Source organism: Streptomyces sp. NPDC059695 (assembly GCF_042733785.1).
GTDB lineage: Bacteria > Actinomycetota > Actinomycetes > Streptomycetales > Streptomycetaceae > Streptomyces.
Genome location: NZ_JBHWFF010000038.1, coordinates 19569 through 36487, shown reverse-complemented (window position 1 = coordinate 36487; position 16919 = coordinate 19569). Strand labels below are relative to the sequence as shown.

Annotated in this window: 17 protein-coding genes; 12 read left to right on the top strand and 5 right to left on the bottom strand. The window is 74.1% G+C overall.

From position 1 onward, the window contains the following. The first annotated feature begins 146 nt into the window (after positions 1-146). From ACFV2S_RS32430 to ACFV2S_RS32415, 4 genes are all read left to right on the top strand, one after another. Positions 147-764 (top strand): TetR/AcrR family transcriptional regulator, encoded by a 618-nt coding sequence (locus ACFV2S_RS32430; RefSeq protein WP_385567396.1) that lies wholly within the window; start codon positions 147-149, stop codon positions 762-764. After that, positions 748-2406 carry an acyl-CoA dehydrogenase family protein gene (locus ACFV2S_RS32425; RefSeq protein ID WP_385567393.1) on the top strand — a complete coding sequence of 553 codons (1659 nt, stop codon included), beginning with the start codon at positions 748-750 and terminating at the stop codon, positions 2404-2406. The genes ACFV2S_RS32430 and ACFV2S_RS32425 overlap by 17 nt, the downstream gene beginning before the upstream one ends. A gap of 89 nt (positions 2407-2495) precedes the next feature. After that, positions 2496-3029 carry a VOC family protein gene (locus ACFV2S_RS32420; protein ID WP_385567390.1) on the top strand — a complete coding sequence of 178 codons (534 nt, stop codon included), beginning with the start codon at positions 2496-2498 and terminating at the stop codon, positions 3027-3029. Positions 3030-3153: 124 nt separating this feature from the next. Continuing rightward, positions 3154-4464 carry a M20 family metallopeptidase gene (locus ACFV2S_RS32415; protein WP_385567387.1) on the top strand — a complete coding sequence of 437 codons (1311 nt, stop codon included), beginning with the start codon at positions 3154-3156 and terminating at the stop codon, positions 4462-4464. Here ACFV2S_RS32415 and ACFV2S_RS32410 read toward each other — a convergent pair. After that, a complete protein-coding gene (locus tag ACFV2S_RS32410) occupies positions 4461-4682 on the bottom strand; it encodes a peptidoglycan-binding protein (protein ID WP_385567383.1) in 222 nt (73 codons plus the stop codon). The two genes, ACFV2S_RS32415 and ACFV2S_RS32410, sit on opposite strands and share 4 nt — an antisense overlap. A 12-nt stretch (positions 4683-4694) precedes the next feature. Beyond that, a complete protein-coding gene (locus ACFV2S_RS32405; protein ID WP_385567379.1) occupies positions 4695-5612 on the bottom strand; it encodes a LysR family transcriptional regulator in 918 nt (305 codons plus the stop codon). A gap of 132 nt (positions 5613-5744) precedes the next feature. Here ACFV2S_RS32405 and ACFV2S_RS32400 point away from each other — a divergent pair, with 132 nt between their 5' ends. From ACFV2S_RS32400 to ACFV2S_RS32390, 3 genes are all read left to right on the top strand, one after another. Further along, the gene (locus tag ACFV2S_RS32400) at positions 5745-7004 is read left to right on the top strand and encodes an MFS transporter (RefSeq protein WP_385567375.1); all 1260 of its coding nucleotides are present in this window, start codon (positions 5745-5747) and stop codon (positions 7002-7004) included. Further along, positions 7004-7321 (top strand): cupin, encoded by a 318-nt coding sequence (locus ACFV2S_RS32395; protein ID WP_352019592.1) that lies wholly within the window; start codon positions 7004-7006, stop codon positions 7319-7321. The genes ACFV2S_RS32400 and ACFV2S_RS32395 overlap by 1 nt, the downstream gene beginning before the upstream one ends. Positions 7322-7405: 84 nt before the next feature. Beyond that, a complete protein-coding gene (locus ACFV2S_RS32390) occupies positions 7406-8026 on the top strand; it encodes a TOPRIM nucleotidyl transferase/hydrolase domain-containing protein (RefSeq protein ID WP_385567371.1) in 621 nt (206 codons plus the stop codon). Positions 8027-8032: 6 nt separating this feature from the next. On the opposite strand, the gene ACFV2S_RS32385 is transcribed toward ACFV2S_RS32390, so the two are convergent. Both ACFV2S_RS32385 and ACFV2S_RS32380 read right to left on the bottom strand, forming a co-directional pair. Continuing rightward, positions 8033-8896, bottom strand: a complete 864-nt coding sequence (locus tag ACFV2S_RS32385; protein ID WP_385567368.1) for a cache domain-containing protein — start codon at positions 8894-8896, stop codon at positions 8033-8035. Next, on the bottom strand, positions 8850-9701 hold the full coding sequence (locus tag ACFV2S_RS32380; protein ID WP_385567364.1) for a FadR/GntR family transcriptional regulator: 852 nt from the start codon (positions 9699-9701) through the stop codon (positions 8850-8852). The genes ACFV2S_RS32385 and ACFV2S_RS32380 overlap by 47 nt, the downstream gene beginning before the upstream one ends. 131 nt (positions 9702-9832) lie before the next feature. Here ACFV2S_RS32380 and ACFV2S_RS32375 point away from each other — a divergent pair, with 131 nt between their 5' ends. From ACFV2S_RS32375 to ACFV2S_RS32355, 5 genes are all read left to right on the top strand, one after another. Then, on the top strand, positions 9833-10906 hold the full coding sequence (locus tag ACFV2S_RS32375; protein WP_385567359.1) for an ABC transporter ATP-binding protein: 1074 nt from the start codon (positions 9833-9835) through the stop codon (positions 10904-10906). Positions 10907-10990: 84 nt separating this feature from the next. Beyond that, positions 10991-12190 (top strand): ABC transporter substrate-binding protein, encoded by a 1200-nt coding sequence (locus ACFV2S_RS32370; protein ID WP_385567355.1) that lies wholly within the window; start codon positions 10991-10993, stop codon positions 12188-12190. Positions 12191-12200: 10 nt separating this feature from the next. After that, the gene (locus ACFV2S_RS32365; RefSeq protein ID WP_385567352.1) at positions 12201-13124 is read left to right on the top strand and encodes an ABC transporter permease; all 924 of its coding nucleotides are present in this window, start codon (positions 12201-12203) and stop codon (positions 13122-13124) included. A gap of 22 nt (positions 13125-13146) precedes the next feature. Beyond that, complete coding sequence (locus ACFV2S_RS32360; RefSeq protein ID WP_385567347.1) at positions 13147-13962, top strand: ABC transporter permease; 816 nt, start codon at positions 13147-13149, stop codon at positions 13960-13962. Positions 13963-14009: 47 nt separating this feature from the next. After that, positions 14010-15428 (top strand): threonine/serine exporter ThrE family protein, encoded by a 1419-nt coding sequence (locus tag ACFV2S_RS32355; protein WP_385567342.1) that lies wholly within the window; start codon positions 14010-14012, stop codon positions 15426-15428. Here ACFV2S_RS32355 and ACFV2S_RS32350 read toward each other — a convergent pair. Then, complete coding sequence (locus ACFV2S_RS32350; protein WP_385567337.1) at positions 15412-16764, bottom strand: Ig-like domain-containing protein; 1353 nt, start codon at positions 16762-16764, stop codon at positions 15412-15414. The two genes, ACFV2S_RS32355 and ACFV2S_RS32350, sit on opposite strands and share 17 nt — an antisense overlap. Between the last annotated feature and the right edge of the window lie 155 nt (positions 16765-16919).

Below are 16919 nucleotides of genomic sequence, written 5' to 3'. Positions count from 1 at the left end.
TTCCCGGGCTGAGGGTCGACCCCCGCCGGCCCCCCCCCCCCTTCCCGTCCCGGGAAGGGGCGTGCGGCGTCCCGGAGCCGTCACGAGGGGCGCGCCCCGCCTTCCGACCTCTTGATGAAGCACTGAATCACTGCTTCACTCCTTCCATGCCGTACCGACGCACCCCCGCCGTCCAGGCCCGGCTCGACGCCCAGCGCGCCTCGGTCGTCGACGCGGCCCTCCGGCTGCTCGCCGAGCAGGGCTACGCGGGCTGCACGATGGCCGCCGTCGCCGCGCGCGCCGGCATCGCCACGGGCAGCGTGTACCGCCACTTCCCGAGCAAGGCGGAACTGGCCGTCGAGCTGTTCAGGACCGTGGTGAGCCGGGAGGTCGCGGCCGTCTCCGAAGCGGCCGGGCACCCCGCGCACACGTCGGCGGCCGAGCGGGTCGTCGCCGTCATAGAGACCTTCGCCCAGCGGGCCCTGAAGGCGCCGCGCCTCGCCTACGCGCTGCTCGCCGAACCGGTCGACCCGGCCGTCGACGCCGAGCGGCTCGTCTTCCGGCGGGCGTTCCGGGACGTGTTCGCCGCGCGCGTCCGGGAGGGCGTGCGCTCGGGCGAGCTGCCGCCGCAGGACCCGGCCCTGACGGCGTCGGCGCTGGTCGGGGCGGGCGCGGAGGCGCTCGTCGGACCGCTGGCGGAGGGCTCCGTCGGACCCGGCACCGTACCCGCACTCGTCACCTTCACCCTGCGAGCACTGGGAGCTCCCGATGCCGACCACCCATGAGGTCACCAACCAGGCACCACCGCTGACCGGTTACGACGTCTCCGCCGACCCCGCGCTCCTGGAGGCGCTGCGCCGGGAGGGCGCGGGCTGGGCCGAGGCCGAGGTCCGCGAGCTCGGGGCGAAGGCGGGGGGCGAGGAGGCCCAGGAGTGGGGACGGCTGGCCGAGCGCCACTCCCCCGTCCTGCACACCCACGACCGGTACGGCCACCGGATCGACGAGGTCGAGTTCCACCCGTACTGGCACGAGCTGATGGACACCGCCGTGCGGCACGGACTGCACGCGGCTCCCTGGCGCGACGAGCGGCCGGGCGCGCACGTGGCCCGCGCGGCCAAGCTGTTCGTGTGGGGGCAGGCGGACGCGGGGCACCTGTGTCCGGTCTCCATGACGTACGCGGCGGTGCCCGCGCTGCGCGTCCAGCCGGAGCTCGCGGAGGTGTACGAGCCGCTGCTCACCTCCTCCTCGTACGACTTCGGCCTGCGGGTGCCGACGGAGAAGCGCGGCATCATCGCGGGGATGTCGATGACCGAGAAGCAGGGCGGTTCCGACGTCCGGGCGAACACGACCCGTGCCGTCCCCACGGGCGAACCCGGTCAGTACGCGCTGACCGGCCACAAGTGGTTCACCTCGGCGCCGATGTCGGACGTCTTCCTCACCCTGGCCCAGGCTCCCGGCGGCCTGTCCTGCTTCCTGGTGCCCCGGGTGCTGCCCGACGGCAGCCGCAACGCGATCCGGCTCCAGCGCCTCAAGGACAAGCTGGGCAACCGGTCCAACGCCTCCTCCGAGATCGAGTACGAGGGCGCCGTCGGCCTTCTGGTCGGTGAGGAGGGTCGCGGCGTGGCCACCATCATCCGGATGGTCAACATGACGCGGCTGGACTGCGCCGTCAGCTCCGCGTCCGGGATGCGCCTCGGGCTCGTGCAGGCCGTGCACCACGCCACGCACCGCCAGGCGTTCGGGGCGCGGCTCGTGGACCAGCCGCTGATGCGGAACGTCCTCGCCGACCTGGCCGTGGAGGCGGAGGCCGCCACCGTCGCGGCGCTGCGCCTCGCGGGCGCCGTGGACCGGGCGGCGCGCGGCGACGCCGAGGAGGAGCAGCTGCGCAGGCTCGGGCTCGCGGTGACCAAGTACTGGGTCTGCAAGCGGGCGCCCGCGCACGCGGCCGAGGCGCTCGAATGCCTCGGCGGCAACGGCTACGTCGAGGACTCGGGCCTGCCGAGGCTCTACCGGGAGTCGCCGCTGCCGTCCATCTGGGAGGGCTCCGGGAACGTCGCCGCGCTGGACGTGCTGCGGGCGATGGCGCGTCAGCCGCAGGCGGTGGAGGCGTACTTCGCGGAGGTCGGCCGGGGCGCGGGGGCGGACCGCAGGCTCGACGCGGCCGTCGCGGGCCTCCGGAAGGACCTCGCCGGGCTCGGCGACCCGGACGCGGTCGCGTACGGGGCGCGGCGGCTCGTGGAGCGGCTCGCCCTGGTCCTCCAGGGTTCGCTGCTGGTCCGGCACGGCCACCCGGCGGTCGCCGACGCCTTCTGCGCCTCGCGCCTCGACGGCGACCGGGGCCTGGCCTTCGGCACGCTGCCGGCGGGCGTGGACACGGCGGCGATCATCGCGCGGAGCGGCCCGGACGCGGTGGGCTCGCCCGCCTGAGCGGTCATGTCGGACAGGACCTGACCTACTTCGCTCCTAGCGTGACTCCCGTACGACGACGAGGGCACATCGGCGAAGGGATCAGCGTGATGTCCGAGCACGACGGCACCGTTCCGAAGGGGTACACGACCGTGGCGCCCTGGGTCGTCACCGACGACACGGGGGCCTTCCTCGACTTCGTCGCCCGGGCGTTCGGCGGTGAGGAACTGGCCCGGGTGGTCACCGAGGACGGAGCGGTGGGTCACGGTGAGATCCGGGTCGGCGACACCGTCGTGCCGGCCTTCGACCGGCGTGCGGACTGGCCCGTCCTGCCGAGCCTGCTGCGCGTGTTCGTGGCCGACGCGGACGAGGCGTTCGACCGGGCGGCCGCCGCCGGCGCCCGGGTCGTGACCCCTCTCGCCGACGACGCGTTCGGGCAGCGCGGCGGGCGGGTCCGCGACCCCTTCGGCAACATCTGGTGGGTGATCTGCCGCGTCGAGGACGTCGCGGAGGACGAGATGTGGCGGCGGCTGAAGGACCCGGTGTACGCCGAGACCATGCGGGTCGCGCAGGAGACGCTCGACGCCGAGCTCAGCGGCAGGGACGAGGGACGCAGCAGCGCCCCGGTGGGCCCTGTCGGCTGACGGGAGGCGGCGTCGCGGCCCGACCGTGCCGACCGTGGTGATGCCGTGGCGCCTCCCCGGTGGCAGTCTGGTCGGGCACGGTTCCCAGGGCCACGGCGTCAGCCGGTACGAGAGGGAGTCCCCGTTGAGCGGCGAGTCGATCCACCGCGACCTGGACGAGCGCGCGGCGGAGGTGTCGGAGCGGGTGGTGGCCTGGCGACGTCACCTGCACCGCCACCCGGAGCTGCCCAACCGCGAGGTGAACACGGCCCGGCTGGTGGCGGACCATCTGCGCGCCCTGGGCCTCGACGAGGTCCGCACGGGCATCGCGGGGCCCGGGGTCGTGGGCGTCCTGCGCGGGGCGGCCCCGGACGGCGGGCGGGTCGTGGCACTGCGGGCGGACATGGACGCGCTGCCGGTCAGGGACCTCTGCGGGGCGGACTTCGCCTCCGAGACGGTGGACGCCGACTACCCGGGCGGCCCGTTCCCCGTGTCCCACGCCTGCGGGCACGACTGCCACACGGCGATGCTCATGGGCGCGGCGACGGTCCTCGCGGGGATCCGCGACCGGCTCCCCGGCACGGTCCTGTTCGTCTTCCAGCCCGCCGAGGAAGGCCCGCCGGTGACGGAGGAGGGCGGGGCACGGGCGATGGTCGAGGCGGGCGCCTTCGCCGACCCGGTGCCGACGATGGCCTTCGGCATGCACGTCACGCCGTATCCGAAGGGGTACGTGGGCTACCGGACCGGCAACCAGTACGGCGCCTCCACCCTGGTCCGCGTCGTCGTCACCGGCAAGCAGGTGCACGGCTCCACCCCCTGGGAGGGGATCGACCCGATGCCGGCGGCCGGCGCGATCCTCACCGGCATCGGCCAGCTGTACCGGCAGGTCTCGGCGTTCGACCCGGTCACCGTGACGATCGGACACGTCGAGGACGTGGGCCGGTTCAACATCATCGGCGAGACGGTGACCCTGTGGGGCACGGTCCGCTGCGCCGTGGAGTCCGACATGGCCGAGGTGCGGCACCGTCTCACGGCGCTGGCCGAGCACTCCGCGGCGGCGTACGGCGCGACGGCCGCAGTGGAGTACCTGCAGCCCGTGCCGCCCGTACACAACAGCGCGCCCTGGGTGGCGGCGGGGCTGCCCACCTTCCGCCGGGTCGTCGGCGCGGACCGCCTGGTGGAGACGGGGGCGACGCTCGGGTACGACGACGTCTCGGAGTTCATCGCCCGGTTCGGCGGCCTGTACGTGATGCTCGGCGTCCAGGACGCCACGCCGGACGCGGCCGGGCGTCCGGTGCCGGTGAAGGGCGGGCGCGGCCTCGTCACCAACCACAATCCGCGCTTCTACGCGGACGACGACACCCTCGTCACCGGCGTCCGCCTCCACGCGCACGTGGCCTACGACCACCTCGCGGGTGTCCTCGTCGCACGGGAGGCGGACCGGGGTACGGACTAGCTGTACGTCGGGAGGTGCCCGCTGCACCAGGTGTTGTTGGCGCTGCCGATGTGCCGGTTGGCGTCCATGTAGATCATTTCCATGAGCTTGGTGCCGGTGGCGGGGCCGACCACGCCGTCCGCCTCGAGGCCCCAATAGGACTGGAACGCCTTCAGGGCCTTCAGGGTGTCCGGGCCGAACTTGCTGTCCGGGTAGGTGTAGATGGTGCTGTTGTCCATCGAGTCGGCGTATCAATCTCCTTGATCCGAAGGGCCGTTGAGCGGGTCACGCCCCGCCCCGACCTCGGTCACGAAGGCCCTGAGCAGGGCCGAGTCGGAGGCGGTGGGCCACACCAGGCCGTACTCCAGGGGCGGGACGTCCCGCAGGGGGACGTAGGCGATGCCGGGCCGGGGGTGGTACCGGGCGCCACGGGCCGCGCCGGGGGAGGCTCCGCGGCCGGCCGTCACATGGGAGAGGACCTCCTGCCAGGTGGCGGCGGCCGGTCCCCGGCCGACGGGGGCGCCGGACGGGGTGCGGCGGGGATAGTGGTGGTCGGCCCAGTGGTCGGGGGTGGCACCGCCGGGGGCGATCAGGTCGAGGCCCGCGAGGTCCTCCGGGCCGAGGGAGGCGCGGCCGGCCAGCGGGTGACCGGCGGGCAGGAGCAGGACCCGCTCGTCGGTGACGAGGACGGGACCGGTGGTGAGGTCCGGTTCGTGTACGGGGAAGGCGGCGTACTGGACGTCGAGGGTCCCGTCCCGGAGGGCGCGGACCCCGCCGTCGAGGGGGACCTCGTGGACGGTGATCTCGCAGCCGGGGTGGCGGGCGAGCAGGGTGTCGGCGGCGGCCGTGAGCAGTTCGGCGCCCCAGGGAGTGCCGAAGCCAACGCGCAGCCGACCCTGGACGCCGCGCCCGGCGGCGGCGGCGCGTTCGAGGGCCGCCCCCATCTGCCGGTACGCGGGCAGGAGGTCCTCGTACAGGGCGTGACCGACGGGGGTGAGCCGGACGCTGCGGCTGGTGCGGGCGAAGAGGGGGGTGCCGACGCGCCGCTCCAGCTTCTTCACGGTCTGGCTGATCCGGCCGGTGGAGACACCGAGGCGCTCGGCGGTGCGCCCGAAGTGGAGTTCCTCGGCGAGCGTGAGGAACGCCTCCAGTTCGTACCGTTCGAGCACCGGCTCCGCCCTTCCCCGTATCCGCTGATCGTTGAGCGTGGCTCAACGCCGGTTTCATGATGACACCTTGATCCGGTGGGCTCGCGGCGAGGAGCCTTGAGGCGTCCCCCTCCCCCGTACGGAAGAGCCTCCGTGGCCCCACGCCCTCTCGCCCCCGCTGCCGCCCGCCCCCTGAACGTCCCGCTCCTCGCCGTCGCGGGGGCGGTCACCGTCGCCAACATCTACTTCCCGCAGCCGCTGCTCGCCGCCGTGGCGCACGGCCTGGACGTGTCGGAGCGGACGGCGGGGCTGATCGCCTCGGCCGCGCAGATCGGCTACGCGCTCGGCATCCTGCTGCTCGTGCCGCTCGCCGACTCCGCGCGGCTGCGCCGCCTCACCTCGGTGCTGCTCGCGCTGACCAGTACCGCCCTGCTCGTCGCCGCGGCGGCGCCCGACGTCCTGACGCTGACGCTCGCGACGCTCGCGCTCTCCACCACCACGGTGCTGCCGCAGATCCTCACCCCGGTGGCGGCGGTGCTCGCCGGACCGGGCAGGCGGGGCCGGGTCGTGGGCCTGGTGGGCCTCGGCCTGACCCTCGGCTCGACCCTGTCCCGTACGGTGTCGGGCGCCGTGACCGACGCGAGCGGGAGCTGGCGCGTCGCCTACGGTGTCGCGGCCGTGGCCACGGCCGCGCTGCTCCCGGTCCTGCCCCGCCGGCTGCCCGAGCGTCTCGGGCCGCCGGGGCACACCCGCTACGCCGGGCTGCTGGCCGGGCTCCCGCGGCTCCTCGCGGTCCACCGCGAGCTGCGGACCTCCGCGCTGGTCGGCGCCTGTGTGTTCGCCGCGTTCAGCGTCTTCTGGTCCGTCCTCGCCTTCCACCTGGCCGCGCCGCCGCTCGGCTACGGGCCGGGGGCGGCGGGTCTCTTCGGGCTGCTGACCCTGCCGGCGGCGCTGCTGTCGGCGGCCGCCGGGCCGCTGGCCGACCGGTACGGGGCCTCGGCGGTGAACGCCGGAGGTCTGGGCTGCGCGGGAGTCGGTCTCGCTCTGGCGGGGCTCGCCCCGTCCTCCCCCTCGGCCCTGGTGGCGGGCGCGAACCTCCTCGTGGTCGGGGTCAGCTCGTGCCAGGTGGCGAACCAGGCCCGGATCTTCGGGATCGGCCGGGCGGTGGCGGCCCGCGTCAACACGGTCTTCATGCTCGCCACGTTCGCCGGCGGGGCGCTCGGCTCCCTCGCCGGGTCCTGGCTGTACGGGGCGCACGGCTGGCCCGCCGCGCTCCTCGCGGCGGGGGCGTGCGTCGCCGCCGCCGGGCTCGCGGTGGTGGCCGCGGCTCGACCGGTGGTCCCGAGTTGCGTCCGGGACGCCACACGGGAGGCTGGGGGTATCCGTCCGCGCATCCCGCAGGGAGAGTCATGATGCTGGACCTCACCGCCCTCGCCGACGAGCACCTGGCCGCGGCCCGTACGGCACCGCACGGGCGCAGCGCCCACCGGATCATGCACGACGGCGTGCTGCGGCAGACCGTCATCGCCCTGACCTCGGGCACCTCCCTGGACGAGCACAACGCGCCCCCGGCCGCGAGCCTCCAGGTGCTGCGGGGCCGGGTGAACCTGACGGCGGCGGGGTGGGCGGAGGAGCTGCCGGCGGGCACGCTGCGGATGATCCCGAAGGAACGGCACGGGCTGACGGCCCTGGAGGACGCGGTGGTGCTGCTGACCGCGGTGAACGACTAGGTGTATTGAGCACGAGCGTTGCGGAGCCGGCGCGGGCACGAATATGCGATGCCGTGACGGGCCGCGGCCGGGCAGACTCGCCCCATGGCAGACACGAGGGCGTTCCAGGACGAGATGAGCCGCTGGGCGGCGGGCGGTTCCGACGGGGAGGCGGCCAGGGGCCTGGCCGTGGACCTGGGGTTGCGGACGGCGGTGCTCCTGGAGGGACCGAGTGACGTCGCGGCCGTCGCGGCGCTGGCCGCGACGCGCGGCCGGGACCTCGCCGCGGACGGCGTGTGCGTGGTGGCGATGGGCGGGGCGATGAGCGTCGCCCGGTACGCGGAACTGCTCGGGCCGCCCGGTCTCGACCTGCGCCTGACGGGTCTGTGCGACGAACGCGAGCAGGGCTACTACGAGCGGGGGCTGCGCCGGGCCGGTGCGCCCGACCGTGACTTCTTCGTCTGCGTGGCGGACCTGGAGGACGAGCTCATCCGGACGCTGGGTCCGGAGAGGGTCGAGGAGATCATCCGGGTGGAGGGCGACCTGCGCCCCTGGCAGACCTTCCTGAGCCAGCCCGCCCAGCACGGGCGGCCCCGGTCCCAGCAGCTGCGGCGCTTCCTCGGCACGAAGAAGGGCCGCAAGATCCGCTACGGCACGCTGCTGGTGGACGCACTCGGCGGCGCGCGGGCGCCGTCGCCCCTGGAGGGCCTGCTGGCGGGGCTGTGATCCCCGTCAGCCGTCCGTCGTGACCAGGACCAGCGGGGTTCCGCCGCAGGGCCGGAGCCGGAGGCCGTCCGCCCGGTGCCCCGCGGGCGGTCCGGCGAGGACGGCGGCGAAGTCGGCGCCCCTGGTGAGCGATCCGGTGAGATGGGCCGGATCGGTGGAGGCGGCGACGCGGCCCCGCGCGTTGACGAGCCGGGCCGGGGCGGGAAGCCGCTGGAGCACCGGAAGCACGGCCGCCTCGAAGTGGCGCAGGTAGACGTCGGCGGCGGCGACGCCCGCGAACCGGCCGCCGAGGTCGACCGGCGCGGAGAGCGTGAGGCTGTACTCGTCGGAGCACAGGTAGTCCACGTAGGGCCCGGCGACGGCCCGTCGCCCGGTCTCGCGCGGCAGGGTGTACCAGTCCCAGTGCGTGTAGTCGGAGTAGGCGGAGTGCTCCGGGTCGAGGTCGAGCACCAGCGGCCGGACGGCTCCGCCGGGGCCCCGCTGCCACCACTCCAGCCAGCCGGGTACGTCGGCCAGGAGACCCGGCGCGGCGACGAAGCCGACACCGGAGACGAGGGGGTGTGCGGCGAGCCGGGCGCGCAGGCCGGGGCGGAGGGCCTCCAGGTCGGCGGCGACGGGCGCGCGGCCGGCAGCGGAGACGTCGGCGAGCAGCGCGCCGGTGTCGGCACCGGTCCCGGCGACGGCGGCGAAGACCTCTTCGAGGGACTCCTGGACCCGGCGCACGACCTCCCCGACCGGATCCTCGCCCCCGGACCGGCTCACGGCCTCGCTCACGGGGGCCCCGTACCGGGCCGGGTCGACGGTCGCGGCCGCCCGGTCCGTGTCAGTGACGGCCCCCGCGGGGCCCGCGAGCCCGGTGCTCCTGCCCATGCGTGTCCTCCTCGGGACGAGGCTCGGTTGCGCGGACGGGGTGGCCGAGGCGCAGCGCGATCAGCCGCCCCACTGACTCCCGTACGCACGTCTCGGCGAGCGTTCTGGCCCGCTCGTCGGCCTCATCCTGCACGGCGGAGATCACGGCGCGGTGACGATCCGACACATCGCCCAGATGCGCGGGGTCGTCGAGGACGAGACAGAGGAGCGCGCCCAGGTCCGTCTGCAGGGCGATCTCCTCGCGGGTGAGGCGCGCGGACTGGGCCGCGGCGGCCAGCTCGACGTGGAAGCGGCCGTAGAGCCTGCTGCGGGTCGCCGGGTCCGCGGCGGCGGCGAGTTCCTCGACCGTGCGGATGAGGGTGTGCAGGTCTCCGGGCTGGGTGCGGCGGGCCGCGAGCAGGGCGGCGGCGCCGGAGACGGCGGCCCAGTGGTCGCCGAGGTCGCGGAGTTCCTCGGTGGACCAGTCGGCGAGGCGGGCGCGCAGCCGCTCCTCGGGCGGGTCGTCGGGCAGCGTGACGAAGCTGCCGCCGCCCCGGCCCCTGCGGGTGGTGACGAGTCCCTGGTGCCGCAGGGCCATGAGGGCCTCCCGCAGCGTGACGGTGGAGACGCCCAGCTGTCCGGCGAGTTCGGTCTCGCCGGGCAGCTGTTCCCCGTCGGCGAGGAGTCCGAGCTCGATGGCGTCGCCGATGCGGCGGACGACGGTGTCGACCCGGGCGCGGGTGTCGACGGGGGTGAAGACGGCCCTGCGGGCGGCGCCCGTCCCGGCCGCGCCTCCGCCGTCGTCCGGCCTGCCGTTCGGTCTCACGGTTAACCACCTCGCGCGTCGGGCGTTGACTCAGGCTTTACCTTAAAGGGGTCTTGAGATTTGAACTATGACTTCATATGTTTACGCCCACGCCCGAGCAACGCTCCACCGCACCAGAAAGGTTCCCGCCCATGGAGGGAATGGCGATCCGGCTGACGGGACTGCGCAAGACCTACGGACGGACCGAGGCCGTGGCAGGGGTGGACCTGGACATCGCCGACGGCGAGTTCTTCTCGATGCTCGGCCCCTCGGGCTCCGGGAAGACGACCGTGCTGCGGATGATCGCAGGCTTCGAGGCGCCGACCGCCGGCACCGTGGAGCTGGCGGGCCGCGACGTCACCCGGCTCGCCCCCTTCGAGCGGGACGTGCACACCGTCTTCCAGGACTACGCGCTCTTCCCGCACATGACGGTCGAACAGAACGTCGCCTACGGCCTCAAGGTCCGCGGCGTGCCCCGCGCCGAGCGCCTGGTGCGCGCCCGGGCCGCCCTCGTCCAGGTCGGCCTCGACGGGCTCGGCCGGCGCCGGCCCGCCGAGCTCTCCGGCGGCCAGCGCCAGCGGGTCGCCCTCGCCCGCGCGCTCGTCGGCCGCCCCCGCGTGCTCCTCCTCGACGAACCCCTCGGGGCGCTCGACCTCAAGCTCCGCGAACGGATGCAGGTCGAACTCAAGGCGATCCAGCGCGAGGTCGGCATCACCTTCGTGTTCGTCACCCACGACCAGGAGGAGGCCCTGACGATGAGCGACCGCATCGCCGTCTTCCACCAGGGCCGGATCGAACAGGTCGCCGCCCCCGCCGAGATCTACGAGCACCCCGCGACCCCGTTCGTCGCCGGATTCGTCGGCACCTCCAACCTGCTGCGCGGAGACGCCGCGCGCCGGGTGGTCGGGGCGCCCGGCACGTACAGCATCCGGCCGGAGAAGATCCGGATCCTCTCCGACCACAAGGCGCCCGGCGACCCCGGTCACGCCACCGTCGCCGGCACGGTCGCGGAGGTCGTCTACCTCGGCGACTCCACCCGCTTCCTGGTCGACCTCGACGGCGGCGGCCGGCTCACCGCGCTCCAGCAGAACCTGGAGACCTCCTCCGCCGACCTCGCCGCCTTCCGGGGCGCCCGGATCGGCCTCCAGTGGCACCCGAGCCACGCCGTGCGCGTCCCGGAGACCCCAGAGGTTCCGGAGTCCCCGCACGTCACCACGACCCCGTAGGTCACGGAGACCCGTACGTCCCGAAGCCCTCGCAAGCGACCAGGCCCCTCCCCGTCCCGTCCCCCTCACGCAACGGAGAACCACGTGCGCCCGCACCGCTCCTTCCTGACCGCAGCCGCCCTCTCCGGGCTGCTCCTCGTCACCGCCTGCGGATCGGCCGACCCGGCGGGTTCCGGGAAGTCCGGCGGCCTCAACCCGCCCGACCTGAAGGCGCCGACCGCGCTCGGCGAGACCGAGGGCGAGGTCAACCTCGTCGCCTGGGCCGGATACGTCGAGGACGGTTCCAACGACCCGAAGGTCGACTGGGTCAGCGCCTTCGAGAAGCAGACCGGCTGCCAGGTCAACACCAAGACCGCCGCCACCTCCGACGAGATGGTCTCGCTGATGAAGACCGGCGCGTACGACGCCGTCTCGGCCTCCGGCGACGCCTCCCTCCGCCTGATCGCCTCCGGCGACGCCGCCCCCGTGAACACCGCGCTCGTCCCGAATTACGCCGACGTCTTCGCCGGGCTCAAGAACAAGGAGTGGAACTCCGTCAAGGGCGTCGCCTACGGCATCCCGCACGGCCGCGGCGCCAACCTCCTCATGTACGACACGGACAAGGTGAAGCCCGCCCCCGACTCCTGGTCCGCCGTCTTCGACAAGGCCTCGGCGCACAGCGGCAAGGTCACCGCCTACGACTCCCCGATCTACCTCGCGGACGCGGCCCTGTACCTCGGGGCCACCAAGCCCGAGCTGGGGATCGAGAACCCCTACGCCCTCGACCAGAAGCAGTTCGACGCCTCCGTGGCCCTGCTCAAGGAGCAGAACGCGCACATCGGCGAGTACTGGAGCGACTACCTCAAGGAGATCTCCGCCTTCAAGAGCGGCGACTCGGTCGTCGGCACCAGCTGGCAGGTGATCGCCAACCTCACCCAGGCCGAGGGCGGGAAGGTCGAGGCGGTGCTGCCGAAGGAGGGCTCCACCGGCTGGTCCGACACCTGGATGGTCTCGGCGAAGGCCAAGCACCCCGCCTGCGCCTACAAGTGGCTCGACTGGATCGTGTCGCCGAAGACCAACGCCCAGGTCGCCGAGTACTTCGGCGAGGCCCCGGCCAACGCGAAGTCGTGCGCCGAGACCGCCGACAAGAACCACTGCGCCGTCTTCCACGCCGCCGACGAGGCGTACTGGAAGCGGGTGCACTTCTGGACCACGCCCATCGAGCAGTGCCTGGACGGCCGGACGGACACGCGCTGTGTCCCGTACGCCAAGTGGGTCCAGGCCTGGACCGAGATCAAGGGCTGACCCCGGCGCCATGACCGCACTCTCCCCCGGGCTATCCCCCGATTCCGCGACGCGAGCCGCCGGCCCCGGCCGGAGCGCCGTCCGGCGGTTCGCCGGGGCCCTGCACCGGCGGCCCCGGCTGCGCCTCGCGGCCCTGCTCACCGCCCCGCTGCTGTGGCTGGTCCTCGCCTACCTCGGCTCGCTCGCGGCGCTGTTCCTCTCCGCGTTCTGGTCGACCGACACCTTCACCTCCGAGGTCGTCCGGATCTGGACCTCGCAGAACTTCGAGGAGCTCGTCACCTCCCCCGTCTACCGGACGGTCGCCCTGCGCACGATCGGCGTCGCGCTCGCCGTGACCGCGCTCTGCGCCGTCATCGCCTTCCCGCTCGCCTTCTACACCGCGCGGGTCGCACACCCCCGCCGCCGTCCGCTGTTCGTGGTGGCGATGCTGATGCCGCTGTGGGCCGGCTACCTCGTGAAGGTGTACGCGTGGCGGCTGATCCTCTCCGAAGGGGGGCCGCTGGACTGGGCGCTGCGGCCGTTCGGTCTGAGCGGACCGGGGTACGGGCTCACGGCGACGGTGCTCGTCCTCACGTACCTCTGGCTGCCGTACATGGCGCTGCCGATCCACACCGCGCTCGCCCAGCTCCCCGAGAGCCTGCTGCACGCGTCGGCGGACCTCGGGGCGAGGACCTGGCGGACGTTCGTCTCGGTGGTGCTGCCGCTGGTGCGGCCGGCGGTGGCCGCCGGGTCCGTCTTCACCTTCTCCCTCAGCCTCGGCGACTACATCACCGTGCAGATCGTCGGCGGCAAGACCCAGCTGATCGGCAACCTCGTCTACTCCAACGTCACCCTGAACCTGCCGCTGGCGGCCGCGCTCGGCACCGTACCGGTGGCCGTGATCGTGGTGTACCTGCTCGCGGTGCGGCGCTCCGGTGCGCTGCGCAGCCTGTGACCGGCCGGAAGGACCGCGACCGATGAACCTCTCCCGACCCGCGCGGATCGCGCTGCGCACCGCCGCCGGTCTCGGCTTCGCGGCGATCTACCTGCCGCTGCTGCTCGTGCTGCTCGGCTCGCTCAACCCGGACCGCTCGGCGAGCTGGCCGCCGCCCGGTCTCACGCTCGACTGGTGGGCGGCCGCCTGGGACAACGAGGGCGCCCGCGCCGCGCTGTGGACCTCGGTCCGGGCCGGTGTCGCGGCGACGGCGGTGGCACTCGTGCTGGGCACGCTCATCGCCTTCGCGGTGCAGCGGTACTCCTTCTTCGGACGCGAGGCCGTCTCGTTCGCGGTGGTGCTGCCGATCGCGCTGCCCGGCATCGTCACCGGCATCGCGCTCAACTCGGCCTTCGGGACGGTCCTGGAGCCGCTCGGTGTGGGGCTCGGGATGTTCACGGTGGTCGTCGGCCACGCCACCTTCTGCATCGTGGTCGTCTTCAACAACGTGGTGGCGCGGCTGCGGCGGCTGCCCGGCTCGTACGAGGAGGCGGCGATGGACCTGGGGGCGCACACCTTCCGCGTCTTCTGGGACATCACCTTCCCGCTGCTGCGCTCGGCCCTGGTCGCGGGCGGACTGCTCGCCTTCGCCCTGTCCTTCGACGAGATCGTGGTGACGACCTTCACGGCGGGACCCGGGGTGCAGACCCTGCCGGTGTGGATCTTCAACAACATGACCCGCCCTCAGCAGGCGCCCGTGGTGAACGTGGTGGCGGCGGCGCTCGTGCTGCTCTCCGTGGTCCCGATCTACGCGGCGCAGCGCCTGTCCTCGGACACGCAGGGCGGCGGGCGGGTGTGAGGCGGTCCAGGACGGTGGTACCGCCGCTGTCCTGCTAACTTTCCCGAATGCGCCTTTTGTCCCGTCTTGATGTGCGCGCTCTCGCCCGGCGGGCCGCCGCGCTGCGGCCCCGCCGGCGCGGCGGCCGCACCGTCACCGTGCCGGAGGCCGAGAGCGCCGGACGCGAACGGCTGCGGGACCTGGCCGCGTTGCTCTGCGAGCTCGGCGCCGAACTGCTGCGCGCCGGGGAGCGGACCGCCGAGGTGGAGCGGGTGCTGCACGACGTGGCCGCCCGCTACGGAATGCGGGTGCGCTCCTTCGTGGTCCCCACGGGCCTCTTCGTACGGGTCGGCGGCGGCCCCGACGGGCGGGGCGGCGAGCTGGACTTCGCCCCGGTCGAAGGCCCCGCCCTCCGCCTCGACCAGGTGGAGGCGCTGCAGACGCTGGTCGAGCGGATGCGGGCGCGGGAGGTGCCCTTCGACGAGGCGCGCCACACCATGCGGGAGGTCAGGGACAGGCCCGAGCGCTTCAGCCCGGCCGCCACCGTCCTCGGGTACGTGCTCCTCACCGTCGGCCTCGGCGCGATGCGGCACGCGACCGTCCCGGCCGTCATCGGGTACGCGGTGCTCGGCGCGGGCGTCGGTCTGCTCCGGCTCTTCGGCGACCGGCTCCCGGCGGCCCGCACGGCCCTTCCGGTGATCGCCGCGATCCTGGTCACGGCGGTATCGCTGCGCTGGGCCGGACCGCTCCTGCACGAGAACCCCACCGTCCTGTACATCCCGCCGCTCATCGCCTTCCTGCCGGGCGCCGCCCTGACCCTGGGCGCCATCGAACTCGCCACCGGAGCCGCCCTGTCGGGCATCGCGCGGCTCGCCGGAGCCGTGAACGTCCTGCTGCTCCTGGCCCTCGGCATCCTGGTCGGCACCGAACTCCTGCGGGCCCGCCCGGCGGGCGGCCCCGCGGCCGAGGCGCTCGGCGCCTGGGCGGCGTGGGCCGGGGTGCTGCTGCTGGGCTTCGGCTTCCTGCTGTACTTCTCCGCCCCGCCGCGCGTCACCGGCTGGCTCCTGGGCGCGCTGCTCGTCGAACGCCTGGTGCAGTCGGTGGCCTCCGAGTTCGCCGGGGCGACCTTCGGCGCCTTCGCGGCGGGCATGCTCCTGCCGCCGATGGCGACCTGGATCGAGCGGCGGTCGCACACGCCGGACCAGGTCGTGTTCCTGCCGTGCTTCTGGCTCCTCGTCCCCGGCGCGGTCGGCCTCACCAGCGTCTCGGAGATCATCGTCCAGGGCGACACGGCGGGCGGTCTCGACAGTCTCGTGACGATGGTCGTCACGGTGGCGTCGATCGCCCTTGGCGTACTGGTGGGCGCCGGGCTCCAGCGACGGCCCCGGCTGAGCCTCGGCGAACCCGTGCCCACGACGCCGGCCACGGCTCCGGCTCCGGCTCCGGCTCCGGGGGACGAGGCGCCGGAGGTCAGAGGGTCGGACTGAGGGCTCCGGCGGCGGACCTCCCGTCAGGGCCCGTGGCTCCGGCGGCGAGGGCGCTGCCGCGGAGCCACTCGGGCCAGCCGAGGTTCCAGTCGCCGAAGCCGTTGTCGAAGGGCGTCATCGGCTGTCCGTACCCGTGGACGACCCGTACGAGGTCCCCTTCGCGCACGGTGCTGAAGAGCCAGGCGGCGTCCTCGGTGCTCATCCCCGTACAGCCGTGGCTGACGTCCTCGCTGCCCTGGGCGTCGAGCGACCAGGGGGCGGCGTGCAGGTACTCGCCGCTCCAGGTCACCCGGGTGGCCCAGCGCACCTTGAGGTCGTAGAAGTCCTTGGCGCCGCGGGTGATGCCGATGGAGTCGCCGCGCATGCGGACCAGGGGCTCCTTGCCGAGGACCACCTTGATGCCGCTCCTCGTGCGGTACCCGGCCTTCCCCGTGGTGACCGGGAGCGCCCGCAGCAGCTCCCCGTCGCGGAACACCGTCATCTCGTGGGCCGACACGTCGGTGACGGCCTCGATCCGGGGCCCGGTGGTGAACGTGAGGGGGCGTGAGGGGCCACCGTAGAGACCGCCGCCGAGGCGGGCGCCGTCGAGGCCGCTGTGCACGCGGACCGTGGCCCGTGCGGGCCAGTACGTGCGCGGCCGGTAGTGGAGGGTGCGGTCGTCGACCCAGTGCCAGGCGCCCTCGACATGGGGTTCGACCCGGACGTCGAGCGCCCGTTCCACGGCGCGGCGGGCGTACGGGGCGTCCTCCGGAACGGGCAGGCTGAGCTCGGCGGTAACCGGCCGCCCCACCCCGTACGTGCCGCCGTCCTCCGGCCCGAAGGTGGCGGTGAGCCTCTCCCCGGCCGGCACCGGGCCGGTCCGGAAGTCGAGGCGGGCGCGGCGCGGGCTGCCGGGCCGCACCCCGTCGACGACGAGTCGGGCCGCGTAGCGGGCGCCGGCCGGCAGGGGGGCGGCACTGGTCCACCGGGTGCGGTCCGCGCTCTGCGCTCCGGCGATCCGCCGGCCCCGCTGGTCCGTGACGTTGACGTCGGCGAGCACGCCGGGGGTGCGGAGCACGAGCTCCACGGGCCCGGAGGCCTCCGGGTCCAGCGTGAACGGGCGGCCCGTCAGGACGCGGTCGCCGCCGAGCACGACCGCGTGGGGAGGGGCGGAGCACAGGCCGTCGGCGGCGGCGCAGCCGTCGACCGAGACGACGGCACCGACGACCTGGGAGGCGGCGCCCCACCGCTCGCGTGCGGCGTCCCGGTCCGGGGACTGGGCGGCGGTGCTGACGAGCACGGCACCGACAGCCAGGGAGAGCGCCCCCCACCCTCGTGCGGATCGGCGTGACGTCACGTCGGACACCCTCCCCTTCATGCGGCGGCGTCGGCGGGCGGTGCCGACCGCAGCATCAAAACGGATGAGAGGAGAAAAAGATGATCAAGGCGCCGGGCGTGGCGGCGGAGTCGGGGGCGAGACGACTCGAATGGGCGAGCGGGCGGCCCGAGGGG